This is a genomic window from Bacillus sp. TH25 (assembly GCF_016650935.1).
Taxonomy (GTDB): Bacteria; Bacillota; Bacilli; order Bacillales; family Bacillaceae_G; genus Bacillus_A; species Bacillus_A mycoides.
Genome location: NZ_JAEKEU010000015.1, coordinates 1 through 18,928 on the forward strand (window position 1 = coordinate 1; position 18,928 = coordinate 18,928).

Below are 18,928 nucleotides of genomic sequence, written 5' to 3' on the forward strand. Positions count from 1 at the left end.
GCGATGGGGTAGCGTCAGGAAAATGCGGATTTACAACGTTAAGGAAATTCCAAATTAAAAAGCCCAACTTCTCTGCAAAACAAAATAGAGAAAGGGAGCTTTTCAGTTACTTCATTATTTTTATTTGAACTAATATAAAACTGCTAAGTTTATTTTTTAGCTCAGCTATTTATTGAATTCATTAACTGGAAGAAGTATTCAGGTTTATGAGTCTTATTTAGGTTATACCATGAATGTAATGTGTCGGGTGCAAATACATCTAATTTTTTCAGTACTTCCATCGCAAATTCCAGAGGAGCTATTCCTGATGCAGTAACTAAATTCGCATCAGATACCGCAGATCTCAACTCATAGAACTTTTCTCCTTTATAGTTAGGACATACCATTTTAGTGTATTCTAAATTATTACTTGTATGCTTTCTAGTATCTAAGTATCCCATATTCGCAAGGGCCTCAGTTGCACCACAAATTGCAGCAACAATAGTGCCAAGCTTTAAAGCTTGGCCGATTCTTTCCAAGATAGGTTGATGAATTTCTTCACTCCAAGTAGTCCCTCCTGGTAAAATCAAAAGATCTTTACTCTCAAAAGTACATTCATCAAGGGAAATATCTGGTTTTATGCTCAGTCCTCCCATAGTAGTAATCATTTCTTTATTAGCTCCTACTGTAATTACTTTTAAAGGTACTAAATCTTTTTTGAAATATCTTCCTGAGTTTAGTTCAGCAATTAAATATCCATATTCCCAGTCCGACATTGTATTAAATACATATAGAAAAACTTTTTTTGTTTGCATCCAATAACACTCCAGTCACAATTGATATAGCTATTATAATATAACTTCCCTGACAGTTAACGTCAGGGAAGTTATCATACTTGATGAAATTTTATTAATTCCGACAGAACTTCAATAAGTCTTTTCTTAAGACTTATTGGCTCAATAACTTTAATAGATTTATTGTACGGTAAAAGTAAATAAGGTACATATGTATGTATCATATCTTTTTCAAGAAGAAAAACTGCTTGATTTGAAGTCCGTTCTTGTAAATAATGTCCTAAAAACCAATGTTGGCAAATATCAGCCAATACACTTTTATCCCCATTAATAACCAAAGAAATAATCCCTTCCTTATCTTCTATAGTTGGAAGAAGATTTTTTATAAAAAAGTCACGTGCTGAAAAATTTTCTGGCCGATTAAACTTATTTTCGGTTAGCATTAGACTTTCAATTCGATCTACTCTAAAACTACGGATATCATTCCTAAGATGACAAAATCCAATCACATACCACTTATTATTCCAATAGATAATTCTGTACGGATCGACCAATCTATAATTTAATTGCTTTTCGCCACTTTTATAGTAAAGAATTTTTACTGAGTACCCGTCAGCTACGGCCTGCTCCAACTCCTTCAAAAAAGGTTCCATAGAGAGTGAACTTAATCGACTTATTACTTCTAGACTAGTTAAATGTTGGTTTATCTTTGCTTCCTGCTCTTGATTTGAGTATTTACTTAGTTTTGAAATGGCCCTATTTAGTGCTTCACCTCCATAATATCCGGCTTCTTCCGCAAAAACAGCAGCGTGAAATAGTGAAGTTTGCTCCTCAAAATCAAAAAAAAGAGGAGCCTCAATAAAATTGTTCAATAAAGTGTATCCACCGTTATGTCCTGGTTCTGAAATTATAGGTACGCCACTTGTTGAAATTGTATCAATATAACGATACACAGTCCTTATATTCATCTCTAACTTTTCTGAAATTTGTTTTGCAGTAATTTTTTTACCTGAGCGAAGCATCCATAGAATTGCTAACATATTGTCAATTTTAGGCATATAATTCCACCTCTATATGGAATTTATTTTCTATTATATATTTCTGATTTTTGGTATAACTCATCAACTGTTCCTTTCCGATAGCTTTCTATATAATGAGGCCCTAGACACATTTGTAATTTCACAAATTTGATTTACAGTCATATCTCCCTCTTTATAAAGCTTTACTGCATAATTCATTCCTGCATGATTTTTATGGTACTTCTTTAACCGACCTTTAAACTTTCCTTCTTTCTTAGCCAGTTCAATCCCTTCACGCTGCCGCATACGGATAAGATCACGTTCTAATTGGTTTACACCCGCCATAACCGTAATTAAGAATTGGCTGTAGGGATTATCTTCTGATAAATCTAGCCATGTATCTTTTAAGGATTTTAAATTTGCCTTTTTACTCCGTATGTTATCGATTAATTCAAATAAATCTTGTGTACTACGAGTAATCCGAGTTAAGTCCGTAACATAAATGATGTCACCTTCTTGTATATCCTCTAACATTTTTTGAAGTTGCTCACGATCTTTTGTTGCTCCGGAAACTTTTTCTTTAAAAATAATATCCATTCCGATTTCGTTCAGTTGCTGAAATTGCCTTGAAGGATTCTGGCTAGTTGAACTGACACGTATATAACCGATTTTTCGCAAAATATCACCTCGTTTTTGAGACAAGTCTTATGAGACACTCTTAACTATGATTTTATCAGTCTTCTACACTTGTATCAATAGAGTACACTCTATTGATATATAATTGAACTAATTAACTGAATAATTACATAAATAAGATGATACTGTATGAAAATGGCGAGAGGTAGCGAATTACTTACACCGGAACAGCGACAAGCCTTTATACAAATTTCTGAAGATGAGTGGGTGCTAGGAACCTACTACACTTTTCCAAACGAGATTTAGAAATTATAAATAAGCGAAGGAGGAAAAATTAGACGCTTTTGAGGTTTTAGGTACCCCTATATTATGTTAAAGAAACTCTTCTTCAACATAAAAACTCATTTGCAGATTATTGCAAATGAGTTTTTAATCCCTAACTGACCACTATTTTTTATTCTTCTTAATTTAATTATTTTTCTCCAGACATTCATAAACTGCCATCATTTCTCGCTTATTCAACTCACGAATTCGATTAAATGTTAGAATGTCTGCAACATCCTCAGTTCGTAAGCTTTCATCCACAACATCACTAACTTTTCCAGTTAACCATGTTTGTACATCTATGCCATCAATAATTTCTTTAAGCCCTTCATCATTAATACCACTTGCATTACAAGTTATACATGGAATTGTTAATTTAAACACGCCATCATGTAGATTATCTTCGGTTATAACTTTTTTCCGTTACAGAATGGACATGGGTTGCTTTTTTTATTTTATTAATTTGGGTAACTAATTTTTTATAACCAAATGCTTCATACACATATGTTAATTTTTTATATTTTCCATTTGTGAAATACTTATCTATGATAGTTTCTCTTGTTTCATTGATATTTTGGAAATCACAAATAGTAACCTTATTATTATTGCTGATTGATTCGATATTACCTTTAATTTCGCCCCAGAATGGTAAAACATTTTGTAACACCATTTCATAGTTTGAAAAGCTTGCTTGTTCTAATTCAAACATTTTCAGTGCGACTTGTGTTTTCCTAGGCAGTAAAGAGACATCTTCTGTCATAATCATATTGTCACCTACGATAGATTTCAATTTGATGAGTATAGGTAAATCTCCTACAATTTTTATTATTTCATTAAGCGGCTGATTGATAATTTCACGAATATCTGTATCTCCAAATTTAAGTGGTTTTTGGTGATTTAATACAGTTACCTCACAAATTGGACATGTCATCATTTCTTTAGAAGTCTTAATATCTTCTTTAATAGCTGCTTTAGAAATAACAATATATCCACCAATGATCGTATTAAATCCTACCCATGTTCTACGTGTCTTACCTTTCTTATCATAAAATGATTTTTCAAAATACCCGTACCAAAATGTATGTTTTTCTTCCTCAGACATATCATTATAGCTTTTTGACAAATCATGACCAATCTCATTTTTAATTTCTTCAAATAGAAATTCTATTTTTTCATATTGATAAAATTTTAATACTTTCATGATTTCAGGATCGAATAGACCATCCCAAAATGGAACATTTTTATCTTGAATTGTAATTTCTTTATCAAAAACTTCAATTTGAAGACGTCCCGAACATGATGGGCAATGATTATCCTGAGAATAGAAATCGAAGCTTCTCGTATCTTTATTAGTCGGATGAGCAGCTACAATATGATTGATCAATCCACCAATTTCATATAAGAAACTATATTGACTATACAAATGTCTTTCGAGATCAATAGCAACAACAGGTGCAATTGTATCAGATTCGTATTCACCGTAAATTAAACGAGCCATTGATGATAAGCTTTTTAATATGCCACCCTTATAGATGTTTTCTGCATTTTTAAAATAATCAATATGATTCTCTTCTAAGTAATTAATTCCATTTTGTTGATTCAGTGTTGAAGAAATCTGTATTTGCTCAGCATTATTCACACTGCTTTTTTGATGATAATAATCCTCATGACTTACTACATCAAGATGCTCTATAGATTCAAGCTGTCTTTTTCCAAAATCGATGATATAATCAGAGCTTTCTAACATGTAACTATTATGTTCAATCATAATGATAGAGACTGATTCATCTTGCAATATCCCTCTAACACTATCTATAAATTGATTTAAAATATTTTGTGATAAACCTTTTGAAGGCTCATCAAAAATAAATAATGTATGTGGGTTTCTTGTTTTTGCAAATAACTCAGAAACTAAATGAACACATTGAAACTCACCCGTTGATAATGTTTGTGTTTTTCGTTCTAATGTTAAATAGCCCAGTCCTAATTTGATTAGTAGGTTCAAACGTTTATACGCAATATCTTCATTTGGAATTTCATCAATAATATCCTCAATTGAGCGCTCAAAAATATCATCAACTTCTTCACTATACTTTGTCAGTTTCTTTTTAATATCTAAGAAAGTTGCTACAGTTGATCGACTTGTAATCGATTGGTTTCGATCTTGCCCTACCATAACTAGTTTATCTTTTGGATATCGTTTCAAGAAATCTGTAGCTAAACACTCATTGACAAGTGTAGATTTCCCGCATCCAGACTCTCCTGTAACAGTTACAAGTCTATTTTTAGGAATCTGAAACTCAGTCATTTGGATATTTCGGCAATATAATTCATGGAATGTATAATATTCTGTTGGCATTTCGTAATTTCGTTCCAATAGTATTGGCTTTGGCCTTGGTGATTCTTTTACGATTTTTCCACCATATTTTCCACTACCAGGTCCGAAGAACATTTGCTCATCCGTTGTATCCAGTACTGTATCTGAATGATCAATGAGCCAAACTTGATTTTTGCACCCTAATTTTTTGATTTCTTCTAATATTTGTAATAATGTTTCGTGATCAAGCCCCACGGAAATCTCATCAATAATAATTACAGCATTTTCACTTACCGCCATGAATTCAGCCAAATAAAGTCGTGTTAACTCTCCACCTGACAACGTACCCATAATTCGATTTAATGTTAAATAACCAATGTTCATATTAATTATATTTTGTAGTATATGTTGTTTTGCTTCACTAATATTTAATTCTTCTGCTAATGAAAGAATAGATTCAACACTTAAATCGTTAATATCCGAAATTGTGTGTGGTGTAGCAAATAACTCAATAGTATGTTGTTCAACTTCTTCACTAAAACGTTTTCCTTTACATTTTTTACACTCAATATTTTTAGTAGTACCACGCCCTTTACAAGCAGCACACCAACCTAACTGATTATTAAATGAAAAAACCTCAGGAGATAGATTAAATTCTTCAGCAAGTTTTTCACGAATCTCTTTAAAAACACCTGTGTGAGTACCAATTGTCGAGCGCGGATTGGAAGAAATCGATGATTTCCCTAAAAAAAGGACTAAAGGCATTTCTTCCATCTTAATAGCACTAAAATTAGTTTCCATAATATTAGGAAATAAATATTGATATTCAGCCTTTGGCAATAAGGAAACTAGACGCTTCTTTGATTCTTCACCAATTGTTTGACAAAGAGTTGTTTTTCCAGATCCAGATAAACCAGCAATACCAAGTGATTTATTAAACGGAATGATAGCATCTAATTTATTTATGTTATTTGCAATTAATTGATTTACTTTCATATTAACCTCTATTCTTATTTTCTCAAAAAACCATTTTTATAATATAATAATTACACAATGAATATTACCTATTACGCAATTATCATTTTAGTTCATGAATCTTAACCTTGTATTTTTCAAACCATTGTTGCCACTCGTCTTTTGGAAATTCTTTCTCTTTTCCTTCTAACACGGTAGAAAAAAGTTCTAAACAAATATGCCAACCAGCAATATCTTTCGGTGTATGATCTGTTAATTCATGAATGAATTCTTTAAGAAGTAATAGGGATTCATTTCCTGCTTTATGTATTTCAAATCGGACACGATCTTTATCCCATTTGAATTCAAGTACTGCATTTAGTTGACACTCTAAAATATCAATATTTAAAAATGAACCATCCATCATATCGAACTTTATCATTCCACCTGTTTTAAGGTTTTCAATCTGCAAATTAGACATCCATTTTTTAAGCTTACTGTTTTCAGTTAACACAGACCAAACTTCCTCTATCGTATAAGGAAATTGGCGTTCAAATTTTACAATATACCCATTAGATTGTTTCTCTATCTCAGCTAGCATATTTATTCCCCTCACCCTCGTACAGAATGTATGTTCTCATTTTATTTTACACGAATTTATGCATAAAAGAAATCTCTACGACAATGAAATATTAATTTAATGTGTGCATGATACTTTGAAAATTGATTGATTATATATTCTCTCCATATTTTTAATACAATAGGCGCATCTCAAACGTTTTCACGAAAAGATTCGCTAAACAAAATTCAACACGAGAAAATGTGGAATTATTTACTCTATATAATATTTTCATAAGATTTTTGAGAAGAATTTAGTTTAAAGTAAATAGTGTTAAGAATCCCTTATCATATGTGGCCTCTCCCTTTTTGATTAGAGGATTACAAAACAAATAAAAAAGCCGCATTTGCGACTCATGAACTTATGTAACTAACACTTACAATTATTGAATCGCTTATCGCTTAATCGCGTCAACAATTAACGACGGAAAGCCAAGTTTATCGCCTCGATTTCTAGAATCATACCTTTTCGAACGAAAAATAACACCGTCATTCGCATCCCATTCGTTGTAATAAAATTGACCATTTTCATCACAATACTCAAGTAGAACTACCTCAAATCCAGCCGTTTCAAACATTTTCGTTAATGTTTTGTAATTATGAACTATTTTATGACTTGCAGCAGGATGATCTTTCGGCCCAGGTCCGCCTATTTGAACTATATTTTGGTATGTTTCATCTGGAAAAAACGCATCAGGGACGCCGCATCGAATATGACCTGATGGTTTTAAAAATTCATAACAGATTTCAGCTGCTTTTACACCTTCTTCAAACGTAAGATGTTCCCATACATGCTCAGCTAAAATAGCTGAAATGGAATTGTATTCAAATCTTTCTTCCCAAGTGGTATTGTCTAGTAAATTAAGTTCATCTTCTTGCGTTTGAATCCAACCTGGATTATTATTAAACACTCCAGCTCCAACTACTACTTTAATTTCATCTTGTTTTATTACCATCATTTTCACCCCGTAAACATTTCAATTTATTAATATATTCTATGTTTACTATAACCTTTCCTGCTTCAACAAATTAAGAAACATATATCCCTCCTCTAATATGAGAAGAAAGTTTAAAGTAGTTTCTGAATGAACTAAGAAGCAAATTGGATTTATTAAATAAGACCATTCAGTCGAATGTAACTTTTCTATTATTCCGTTATATGGTACTTTATCGAAAAAATGAATTGTTAAACTTCATAAAAATATAATGATTATTATCACAAAAAACTAATTAAGAGGAAATTCAGTAGCATGAGCCCGGTACAATACCGAACTCATGCCATTAAAATTGTCTAATGCAAAATCTGTCTACCTTTATGAAAACCGTTCATTATATACTACTGTTTTCATAACTATTTACACACGATTTTTCTTACAGAAATATAACACACCAAAAATCACCAAAATACCAACCACATAAAAAATTGTTGTACCGCTGCCACCAGTATTAGGAATCACCCAATTATTCTTCGCATTTTTTACTGTTATTTTTTGTATCCTTACTGCCTCTGTAATTTCTACCTCTATTGGATCTCTAAGTAACATATATCCGTTTGGTGCTTTTATTTCTTTAATCGTATATTTTCCTAGTACTAATTGCCTGGAAATCACCTTTCCTTTTTCATCTGTTGTTAATCTAGTAACTTCTTTCCCTTCTTTATCTAAGACTTGAAATACAGCACTTTTTAGTTTTAAGTTGATATCCTTGTCATCCACTTTCTCAATTTCAATTTTCCCACCCGGATCTGGCAATTTCTTATTTCCTATTTTCATTTCTATTACTTTACCTTTTTCTACTTTTACAGCTACCTTATCTTTCAATAATTCGTAACCTTTAGGCGCTTCTACTTCCACTAGGCTATAGTTTCCTATTGGTAAATCTTTAGATATCGCTCCTCCTTTTTCATCTGTTATTAACTCTCCAACTACTTTTCCGTTTGAATCTTCTATATGAAACTTTGCTCCTGCTAGCTTTTTATTTTCAGCATTTGTGTCTACTTTCTCAAGCTTTATTTTCCCTATTGGATCTGGCAATTTTTTATTTCCTATTTTCATTTCTATTACTTTATCTTTTTCTATTTTTACAGCTACCTTATCTTTCAATAATTCGTAACCTTTAGGCGCTTCTACTTCCACTAGGCTATAGTTTTCTATTGGTAAATCTTTAGATATCGCTTCTCCTTTTTCATCTGTTATTAGCTCTCCAACTACTTTTCCATTTGAATCTTCTATATGAAACTTTGCTCCTACTAGCTTTTTATTTTTATCGTTTGTATCTACTTTCTCAAGCTTTATTTTCCCTATTGGATCTGGCAATTTTTTATTTCCTATTTTCATTTCTATTACTTTATCTTTTTCTATTTTTACAGCTACTTTATCTTTCAATAATTCGTAACCTTTAGGCGCTTCTACTTCCACTAGGCAATAGTTTTCTATTGGTAAATCTTTAGATATCGCTTCTCCTTTTTCATCTGTTATTAGCTCTCCAACTATTTTTCCGTTTGAATCTTCTATATGAAACTTTGCTCCCACTAATTTTTTATCATCATTATTACTATCTACTTTTTTTATTTTTATTTTCCCAGTACTAGGCTTGTTCCAATGTTTCCAGTTAAATTTGAAATTGTGAAATTCGAATCCACCAGTTTGTTGCACTGCACCGACAAATGCTTGTCCATTAATTGAACCGCCTTTTGTTTCTAATACAGCATTTGGAGCAAATACACTTCCAACAACACCATATCCCTCTGCTGTGATTTTTTTCGCATTAGGAAATACCCAAATCACTTTCCCATATAGCTCAGTAAACGGTGAATCAGGAGAATAGGGTTGTGATGTAGGAATCATATCCGTAGCCCTTCCTATATTATTTGTGTCATATAGAATAGACCCATTTTTAAATGTAACCTCTCTTGCATCCGAATGCATAACAATAAAATCTTTGTCCTTAGCATTGGGTAAAAATACATCTCTTATTTCTAAATTTATTTTCCCTGTCAATTCTGATGAAACATAAATATTAGGATTATTTATCTCTTTTCCGATGCCAAAACTCATATTTGGAATTGGGGTATTCGCTTTATATTGACCTGCATCTTGATTGACTTGGTTTACTATGTTACGGAACTCATTGAATTTCGCATCAATTTCTTGTTTTTCTTTATAAACAATACGATCATAAGAAGATTGTATTGTACGATCTGGATCACTCTCTTTTGTCATAACGACTATTCCGTTTTGAATGATAAAAGATTCCTCTCTTGATTTTTTAAATTTTCCAGACAATAACAAGGACGGATATCCCTCATCACTCCATTTTTCACCAACTATATTAGATGTACCTGCCGCTGCACCTACAATCGTATAACCTGATGCATCCATATCACCTTGAACTGCGATTGCACCTTCAACGTCTCCACCAACTGCTTTATGGTTACCAAAGATAACTGCATTATAACGCGATATATCACCTAAACCTTCTAAGTCTACCGTGGATCCATAAACTTCTTTTGGTACATATATAACAAAACTTACACATATCATTAACAAAACCATTAAATGAATACTTACCAGCTTTAATCGTAGCCTCAATTTCCTTGTTCCCACCTTTACCGTATTTTTTCTACAGTCAAAAAAAGTGAACTTTAATCAGTGCGGATTTACTTCATCCTTTCTATACCTTCCTTACTTATCCCTAAATTAATGGATCCACTGCCCATTATTGCGGGATACATACAATCTATCTAGTTATTTTTTTCTTATAAATTACGACTAGAAACGCACATAACAATAGGATTGGAACTATTACCGTCCACTTATTAAACATAAATACCTCTGTACTTATTTCTTGTTTTTCTTTCTGATTGAACTCTACACGCTCACCTCGAACGAGCAATCTATTTGTATTTACTCCATAAGGCGTACATGTAATTAATGTAGTAAAATCTTTATTTTCCACAATTTGCAAATCTTCCGTTTCGTGTGGTAAAACTACTTTAATTTGATCTACTTTATAGGCAAGAATTTTGTCTAAAGAGTGAATATAAAAAAGATCTCCTTCACTCAACTTATCTAAATCTGAAAATAACTTTGCTGATGGTAAACCACGATGCCCGGTTAAAATAGTGTGCGTATTCTCTCCACCTACCGGGAGTGACGAATAATCTAAATGACCTATCCCCCGACTCAATACTTCTTCAGAGGTACCTTGATAAATTGGCAGTTTTATTTTAATTTTCGATATTTCAATATACCCCATTACATCACCTAAATTTAACGCATCGGCATACGCTTGTTGATTACTATTTTCCTCAGCAAATGGATCTGCAAATGTTTTCGTGGAAGTTTGAACTTGTTTATTATATTCGGCTGCTTCTTTTTCCCTACGTTCAATTTCTTTCTTTTGTAGCGCTTTAATCTTTTTATCATAAGAACTAATCTCAGAATAATGAGCACGAGTCGCCAACCAATTACTAATAGTAGGATATAAAAAAATACCTAATCCAAATAAAAAAATACCTCCTAAAACAAGATTTCGTTTCATATTTCCACCTCTGTATATACTAAAATATCGAAAAGAGGAAAGCATTTTGCTTCTCCCCTTTTCACATCACATGGTTACATGTTCCTAAAACTTTATTTATTAGCAAACTTTTTTCTAAAGAAAACAAACGCTGCTGTAACCATTAACGCAAGGCCTAGTACAGTAAAAAGAGTCGTTCCTATCCCACCTGTCACTGGAAGAATCCATCCACTTTTATTATTTTCTATCGCTAATTTAACCGATTGATTATTTTCGCTAATCTTTACATTAATTGGGTCTTTTAATAATTGATAAGAAGCTGTTGTACCATCTTCTTTTGTATATGTTGGTGCTTTCGTTTCAAAAATTTGATAGTCTCCGTATGGAATGTTAGACCATTTAATAACACCATTTTCATCTGATACACCTATCACTTCTTTTCCTGCTACAACAACTATTTTCCCATTTTTATCTTTAAGTACAAACTCTGCACCTTTTAATTTCTTCTTATCATCACCATCAATTTTTATTAACTCAATAATTCCAGTTGTCGGAACAACAACTACTGGTTTAGATTCTTTTTCTCCAATTACATCATTTTTATTTGTAAAATCAATTTTTGCTGTATTTAAAATTTCCGAACTAGATGGTACTCCTTCTTTTACTTGTGATTTAATTTGTAAATGAAATTCTTTTTTACCATCTAATTTTGTAAAATCTTTTACTGTAGCTATTACCTTTTGACCTTCTACAGCTACATCTACAATGCTTGCATTTACTTCCGCTCCATCAATCTTCACGATTGGCTTTCCTTGAATCACTAAACGATTGTCCAAAGTATCTGTTACCACATATTTTTTGTATTCTTTAATGTCTTCTGGAATTAATGTTTTAATATCATAATTGTAATTAGTTAACGGATTTATTGGTAACGCTTCCAAATTTCCGTTAATCTTTTTATCAATAGTTGGTTCTTCATAGTTTTTCACTTCTACTTTAACTACTGTACCAGAAGTAATTGTTCCATCTTCATTAATTGTTCCGGAGTTCTTAATAAAAAACTCGCGTTTAGTTGGATCTATTACATAGCCTTTCGGAGCTTTTGTTTCTTGGAAATAGTATTCTCCATACTCTAATCCTTGCACACGAATATGACCATTAGCATCCGTTACTAACTCTTTTTTCACTTCTGTGCCATCTTTTTTAAATACAGAGAATGCTGCACCCGCTAATCCTTTATCGTTTGCACCAGTTTTTATTAAATCAACTGCACCGCGTTTAATCTCATTTTTTGGATACATATGAACATCATAGTTTAACACCTTACCCTCTTTATTCGTTAATGGAATATCTACTGTATACGTATTTGGATTTAGGTTAACATGTGGAGGACCTGCCACCTCTTTCACTTCATAACGTCCTAGCGGAAGATCTTTTAATACAGCTTGTCCGTTATCATCAGTTACTACTTTAGATGGAGTTGCCCCCGTTACAGGTTTCACATCTTCTTTCACGATTTTCCCATCATTTGAAATTTTTTCAAACGACACAACCCTTTTTACTTCAAACGTTACACCTTTTAACGGTTTCGCATTTGTTGGAACCTCTTGATTTGCGGAGCCATCACCTTCTACTCCTGTTGTTCCATCTTTTTCTTGTTCGTACTTATGAATCGTTAAAGAACCTTTGGTTGGTGAAGCTGCCTTTACTAATACACTAGACCACGCTGAAAACGTTAAGAAAACAACTAGAAGCACACTTAATATTTTTTTCATTTCTCTATTATCCCCTTTACTACTTCTATCATTTTAAAAATCTATTTTTTACTATTACCATCTAAAGATGCAATAGTGTACAAAGTATTAGCCTTGAACGAATAACATAAAACATAGTTGTCTCAATACCCCATTGTTTACAATCACTTATTCACTGTTCTTATTTCTACTATTACGTTGTCTTCCCGTATGATATATGTAATTTTCTCTCCTACATTTCACTTATGTCTCTACTTCAAAAATAATTATTATTGTTGCATAGTAGCTTTCATCGCTAATTTTTACTAATTACTTAGCGTCAATTCGTTAATCTCCCCCTCTTATCTCAATTTGAATCCAATCTTAAACATTTTTTGATACATGTTAGCAGTAACTAGCAAATAAGTGTGATGATTCATATTTTATGCTACTCCTCAAAACAATTACCTGTATATTCAAATAATATGTGCTATTCATGTTAAATTATGGTATTATTCTTAGAAGTTTATAATTTTTATTTATATTTTTTATTGATAAAGTTTTTCCGTTTCTACTTATGAAAAAAGGAATATGTGTTTATTCAACTATTACGCACAACTGTAAGGAGGAATAATATGACTAAAAAGCTCAGTCTAGTTGAGATAGAGTACATTTGCAATATGTTTTTCCAATCTTTTGAAGTTCCAGTTTGTTTTTTAGATTGCAACAAAAATATTCTTTTAGCTTTTACATCAAAAAATGATTCACTGTTGTTGTATACATCAAAGATAGAACAGTTACATATGCTTTATCAGAAAAATGATTCATATAATTCTCCCATCTTCAGGACTCACCAACATCTAGGGCACTTCATTTTAATTCACATAAAGAGCGATTATATGGTGAACGGCACTGTTATTATTGGGCCTGTAACAGATGTAAGCTTTTCTAAAAACGAAACGGATAGCAGCTTTAATTTTATGCCGAATTATAAAAAAACAAGAGACTATTACTTTTCATTGTCACTCAAAGATCAATATTTCTTTGTAAATATGGCGATTTTGTTCCATAACATTCTTTATAAAAAAATTTCAGATGTAAGTACCTTTTCAAATAACAGTGACTCATTTCATGTAAGTCCTAGCAGTATCTTAAACGATGATGTCTATATTTCAATGCAAAAAAATGAATCTATCTGTCATAATTTGTATTTAGAGCAACAACTACTTGGGGCTATAGAAAACGGGGATAAAGAAACAGTACTCAAATATTATTATGTATTTCAACAAGAGACTCTTTCATCCTTATCTTCATTCCATCAATTAAGACGACATAAAAACATTTGTATTTCATCCATTACACTTGCTACTAGATATGCGATAAAAGGAGGGCTTCCATCTGGGATTGCTTACAAGATTTATGATCTACACATCCAAAGAACAGAAGATTTAAAAGACACAGAATCTGTTTGGGATTTATTAAAAAATGTTTTCTGTACTTTTGCAGACCGTGTAAAGGCACAAAAAACACAGCAACATTCAACGACTATTGCTATTTGCAAAAACTACATTTTCAAAAATATTTACAATCAAATATCCGTTAAACAACTTGCTACATTTTCAAACGTGAATTCGGATTATTTATCTATATTATTTAAAAAAGAAGTCGGTATTTCATTAAGTGAATATATTCAACGTGAACGAATCGAAGAAGCAAAGAAATTATTAACTTTCACAACCTATCCCTTATCAGACATATGTGCTTCGCTCAATTTTAGTGATCAAAGCTACTTCACTAAAATTTTTAAAAAATTCACCAATGAAACACCTGGTAAATACCGAAAATCTCATGTTGTCATATAAGGTGAAACATCCATCAACATTAGGATTCAAACTATTCTTGAAGTGAAAAACACGTTACTATTCTTTCATTTTAATGAGAATAGTAACGTGTTTTATATGTAATATATTTTTTTATACAGAGTAGCATGATCATCCAAGAGAAAAATGTTGCGGAAGCCAAATGCCCCCATAACAACTACACTATATATATTAAGAACTTAAGTTTTCAAAAACCACGAAGACTTACAAGCCTTCGTGGTTTTTGAAATATGCATATTGTTACACTAGTGATTGAATTAATTAATACGCGTTTAATACTTAGATGGAAGACTTACATTTACGATTGGTTATCATACACCGGATACATCAAAAGAAAAGGTAGAGCGATTTTTAGAAATTGTGGTCAATCAACTATCAGAATTGTCATAGGAGTATTACCTCACTTTCAACAAAATATCTCATTATAGATTTTCGTACCAAATAAACCCTATCCTGTTTCAATTTTCTAATCTTTCTACTTTTAATTTGTATTAATAAATGAAGTCGTATAAAAGAGAAGAACATAACAAAATATTTTAAATATAAAGATTTAAATTCCATTGTAAGAAGGTGACTTCTGTAATTAACAAAAGTCACCTTCTTACAATAGATTCGTAATACGTATTATCTCTAAAATATTTATAATATATTATTTTTATATAACAAAGAAAAAGTATTCATTAACGAGCATTTTCCAATACTTTTATTAGGTCATTTATATTTTCAATTTTCTGTTGAAATTGATCAAGTCTGCTATGTAGCAATGAAGGATTCTTATCTTCTCTTGAAATAACTTGCTTTAATTCGTGTTCTAATTTATCATACGCATCAAAGAAATTATCAAATTCTACACTTACAAGTTCTTCATTTTCACGATAAAATCTTTTTGCTTCTATATAGGTCATATATGATTTATTTAAAAATCCTAATGAAATTAAATATTTCGAAGTGTTTTCTTGATAAATAGCAATATCACATGCTGTTTTAATATCAGAATAAGTCTTTTGTATGAAAGATTGTAATTCAATAATCTTAAACTTTAATTCATTATGCATTTAATTCCCTCCCGTATTATCTATTCTACATAATATAAGAATATTATACAAAGTAAAATTTCATCCTGAAAGTGATATTTAAAAAGATAACTTAAAAGGTTTAAAATTCAAAAAAATCTTTAGTGTTTATATAATAAATTGAATATGTAATTAGGAGTAGATATAATGCCAGAAACATTAGAACTCATTCTTTTCATACTTATAGCAATTAGTGCTGTGGGTTATCTAATAAAAGATTTTCAAAAACCTAAGAAAAGAACACTTGGAATTTCATTAGAATGTTTATTTTTTTCTGGTCAATTTGGAGAATATCGACTATCATAATTTAATTTATATAATCCCTCTCCTCTGGATACATCTTAATATTCAATTCATACTGCAAACATCCCATTTCTTAATCATGTTCCTTGAATGAAGCAGTTAACTTTTGCTAGCTGCTCTTTTCTTTGTAACCATTATAAACAAATTTCCATATAATATAGTCATTCCTTTTTTATAAATTAAGCTCGTCACTTGGATTATATCCTATAGATTTTTTTAGAATCATCCATAATTTATTTCTGAAAAAGTGTTTTGTTTTACTGAAAGGTGGTTGCGGAAACAACTGCCTTTTTATTTGAAAAAAATTTTTTTATATTACTATTTTCTGCTTTCTGGAACAGTTTTATAATTTCTAACCTTCTTCCTCGTTTTCAATTCAATATGTAATATTTCTTTATTCTAATGTCACTTTATAAATTACCTTCTAATAAAAAGACCTCCACATATAGTATGTAGGGAGATTATTCACAGATTGTTTACAGATAATAGGTGAGAAACATTTTACACTCATAATACAAAAATAAAAAGCGAAAAGAATAATCCCTTCCGCTTTTATAGTAACAAATACATTTCATACTGTGATAAAGAATTCTTCTCAAATCCACATTTCTTTAAAAAACCTTCAAGTAAACTATTATTAGGAAATCCAATTGTTAAACTTGTTAACTTCAGTTCTTTAATTGCTACTTGTAATAATTTTGTCCCAATACTACTATTTCTATAATCTTTGTCTACAAAAATAAAACTAATTTTACCTTGTTCATTTACACATACAGAGCCTTTTAATCTATTATCGATATATGCCCCATAAAATGTATTATTTGTTTTTTCGATATAATCAATATCATTTTGCCAATTTATATGGAAGTTTAACCATTTCTGAATTTCAACTTTAAAAGTTGGAAACTCTAATTGTTTTACTCCAATACCCTTACAATCTTTATTCATTATTTTAGTCAAATCATTTAAATTATAATAAGAAAGATCGTACACTTTTTCATAGCCTAATTTGTTATAAAAATGAATCGCTCGGTCGTTGCCCACAATGACTTCAAGAGAAAGTTGTTTACACCCATTTTGAATCGCCTCTTCTTTATGCAGTTCAAACAACTTTTGACTAATCCCAACACCGCGATAATTAGGATGGATAGCTAACGTTCCGCAGCGCATTGTTTTTATACTTTCATAAACTTTTATACCACCAAGTATTACACCAACAGATTTATCACCATCTAAAGCAAGAAAGGAGTGTTCTAACGAATTGCCTTCTGGCCCAAAAAACCTTTTTATAAACTCTTCTTTTGAAACTTCCATTTTAATAATGTAATCTGAAAATCCATCCTTAAAAGCTTCATACACTAAATCTATACTTAGTTCACTACATTTTTTGTATTGAATCATATAAGTATACTCCTCTGCTATGACTTGTTATATACTACATTCAAACACATGAAATGAATTCCCTTCACCATATCCATCCTTTATTTCATGAACAACAATTTGACTAAATCCATTAGCAATAAGTATATTTTCAAATTCTTTTAAATCATATAGTCTTATAGGAAAATCCATAATCTCAGTTTCTGCTATTTTCTCATCATGAATAACTTCATATTTTAGTTTAATATTTAAAAGTTTTTGTGCCTCATCATATGACACTTTTCTATACTCAACAATTAATTCATTGTTAATTTCTTTTCTATTTGTCTCTATCCAATCTAGAATTTGTTCTGTTTCACTTCCACCTTGTACAATAGTAAGAAGTAATTTTCCATTTTCTTTTAAGCCATTTTTCATATTTTGAAGACTAATATCCACTAAATTATTTGGTAAAAGAGAGAATGATCCAATAGGAATCATTATAAGATCGTATTTTTTATCACTATGGTATTCTTCTATTCTTACTTGTGACACAACCGGTTTTAAGTTTAATTTTTCTGCTTTATCTTTACAAACTTTAAGCATATCTTTCGAAATATCAAATCCTTCTATATTCACACCATTTTGCATAAAAGGAATTAACATTCTACCATTTCCACACATCGGTTCTAACACTGCCATGTTTTTGTCTTTTGCAAACGAAAGATAGAAATCTAATTCTTTTCCAACAGCAATTGATTTATCACTTTCATATATTTTTGTACAAAGCTCTCCATAATACGTAATCAATGTTATTTCACCTCTTAATTTGAAATAAATGGACATTTCCCTACATATGTCTTACTATTTATTTGTTTTAAAACAAACGGTGCAATATCTCCATTTTGAATTTTCATTCCTGGCATATCTACTAAACTCTCTTTTATATTTTCAATGTCATTTCCCTCTATAACAAATGGTAATCTAACAATTGTCCAATCTACATCACTACTTTGTATAATTTCCAATTCTTTATATTTATCCCTCATCATCTTTGGAAGAAATAATTGAAACAAATTAGCCCCTATTTTATTTACAATTCCCTTCTGATCTCCTTCTACATTTAAGGAGCCTCCAGAAATAAGAATATAACGTTTTATTTCATATTCTTTCATTACTTTTAAAATATGCTTCGTAACTGTGCTAAAAATATAAGGTTCATTTTTCGGTTGTCCCACCGCATTAATTACAGCCCTACAACCTTTAAGTAATTCTTGTATTGTAGAAAAATCACGGGCATCCCCAATGATAGTCTCTATATTTTCATTAGTTATCGGCATATTTTTAGAAGTTCTCGTTAATATTTTTGCTTGATATCCCTTTTCTAACGCATGATTTACGATGAATTTTCCAGCTTT

General features: G+C 31.0%; 14 protein-coding genes and 2 pseudogenes. 3 read left to right on the top strand and 13 right to left on the bottom strand.

All coding sequences use genetic code 11. The features are described 5' to 3' along the window. Positions 1 to 161: 161 nt before the first annotated feature. From JFT89_RS12380 to JFT89_RS12390, 3 genes are all read right to left on the bottom strand, one after another. On the bottom strand, positions 162 to 794 hold the full coding sequence (locus JFT89_RS12380) for a type 1 glutamine amidotransferase family protein (protein ID WP_002147762.1): 633 nt from the start codon (positions 792 to 794) through the stop codon (positions 162 to 164). Between the two features lie 74 nt (positions 795 to 868). Then, a complete protein-coding gene (locus JFT89_RS12385) occupies positions 869 to 1,831 on the bottom strand; it encodes a helix-turn-helix transcriptional regulator (protein WP_002016562.1) in 963 nt (320 codons plus the stop codon). Between the two features lie 63 nt (positions 1,832 to 1,894). Beyond that, positions 1,895 to 2,470 (bottom strand): recombinase family protein, encoded by a 576-nt coding sequence (locus JFT89_RS12390; RefSeq protein WP_002147764.1) that lies wholly within the window; start codon positions 2,468 to 2,470, stop codon positions 1,895 to 1,897. 147 nt (positions 2,471 to 2,617) lie between these two features. Here JFT89_RS12390 and JFT89_RS30750 point away from each other — a divergent pair. Beyond that, a pseudogene (locus JFT89_RS30750) lies at positions 2,618 to 2,760 on the top strand (DUF4158 domain-containing protein); the annotation flags it as partial. A gap of 136 nt (positions 2,761 to 2,896) precedes the next feature. Here JFT89_RS30750 and JFT89_RS12400 read toward each other — a convergent pair. The 6 genes and pseudogenes from JFT89_RS12400 to JFT89_RS12425 form a co-directional block, all read right to left on the bottom strand. Next, a pseudogene (locus JFT89_RS12400) lies at positions 2,897 to 6,065 on the bottom strand (ATP-binding cassette domain-containing protein). An 82-nt stretch (positions 6,066 to 6,147) separates the two neighbouring features. Further along, positions 6,148 to 6,624: an SRPBCC family protein gene (locus JFT89_RS12405; RefSeq protein WP_002065559.1), complete on the bottom strand. Its 477-nt coding sequence runs from the start codon at positions 6,622 to 6,624 to the stop codon at positions 6,148 to 6,150. A 412-nt stretch (positions 6,625 to 7,036) separates the two neighbouring features. Continuing rightward, positions 7,037 to 7,600 carry a class I SAM-dependent methyltransferase gene (locus JFT89_RS12410; protein ID WP_002147768.1) on the bottom strand — a complete coding sequence of 188 codons (564 nt, stop codon included), beginning with the start codon at positions 7,598 to 7,600 and terminating at the stop codon, positions 7,037 to 7,039. A gap of 396 nt (positions 7,601 to 7,996) precedes the next feature. Then, positions 7,997 to 10,231: a SpaA isopeptide-forming pilin-related protein gene (locus tag JFT89_RS12415; RefSeq protein ID WP_201040085.1), complete on the bottom strand. Its 2,235-nt coding sequence runs from the start codon at positions 10,229 to 10,231 to the stop codon at positions 7,997 to 7,999. 148 nt (positions 10,232 to 10,379) lie between these two features. Beyond that, positions 10,380 to 11,183, bottom strand: a complete 804-nt coding sequence (locus JFT89_RS12420; protein WP_195743292.1) for a class C sortase — start codon at positions 11,181 to 11,183, stop codon at positions 10,380 to 10,382. A 92-nt stretch (positions 11,184 to 11,275) separates the two neighbouring features. Next, a complete protein-coding gene (locus JFT89_RS12425; RefSeq protein WP_016095381.1) occupies positions 11,276 to 12,937 on the bottom strand; it encodes a SpaA isopeptide-forming pilin-related protein in 1,662 nt (553 codons plus the stop codon). Positions 12,938 to 13,530: 593 nt separating this feature from the next. Here JFT89_RS12425 and JFT89_RS12430 point away from each other — a divergent pair. Then, the gene (locus JFT89_RS12430; protein ID WP_016095380.1) at positions 13,531 to 14,757 is read left to right on the top strand and encodes an AraC family transcriptional regulator; all 1,227 of its coding nucleotides are present in this window, start codon (positions 13,531 to 13,533) and stop codon (positions 14,755 to 14,757) included. A gap of 698 nt (positions 14,758 to 15,455) precedes the next feature. Here the strand turns inward: JFT89_RS12430 and JFT89_RS12435 are convergent. Then, the gene (locus JFT89_RS12435; protein WP_002065551.1) at positions 15,456 to 15,830 is read right to left on the bottom strand and encodes a hypothetical protein; all 375 of its coding nucleotides are present in this window, start codon (positions 15,828 to 15,830) and stop codon (positions 15,456 to 15,458) included. A gap of 165 nt (positions 15,831 to 15,995) precedes the next feature. Between JFT89_RS12435 and JFT89_RS12440 the strand changes: the two genes are divergently transcribed. Further along, complete coding sequence (locus JFT89_RS12440) at positions 15,996 to 16,154, top strand: hypothetical protein (RefSeq protein WP_002065550.1); 159 nt, start codon at positions 15,996 to 15,998, stop codon at positions 16,152 to 16,154. A gap of 549 nt (positions 16,155 to 16,703) precedes the next feature. Here JFT89_RS12440 and JFT89_RS12445 read toward each other — a convergent pair. The 3 genes from JFT89_RS12445 to JFT89_RS12455 form a co-directional block, all read right to left on the bottom strand. After that, positions 16,704 to 17,552, bottom strand: a complete 849-nt coding sequence (locus tag JFT89_RS12445) for a GNAT family N-acetyltransferase (protein WP_016095379.1) — start codon at positions 17,550 to 17,552, stop codon at positions 16,704 to 16,706. 27 nt (positions 17,553 to 17,579) lie between these two features. Next, a complete protein-coding gene (locus JFT89_RS12450; protein ID WP_002065548.1) occupies positions 17,580 to 18,320 on the bottom strand; it encodes a class I SAM-dependent methyltransferase in 741 nt (246 codons plus the stop codon). A gap of 14 nt (positions 18,321 to 18,334) precedes the next feature. Then, a partial coding sequence (locus JFT89_RS12455; RefSeq protein ID WP_201040086.1) for an NAD(P)H-binding protein occupies positions 18,335 to 18,928 on the bottom strand: 594 nt, incomplete at its 5' end.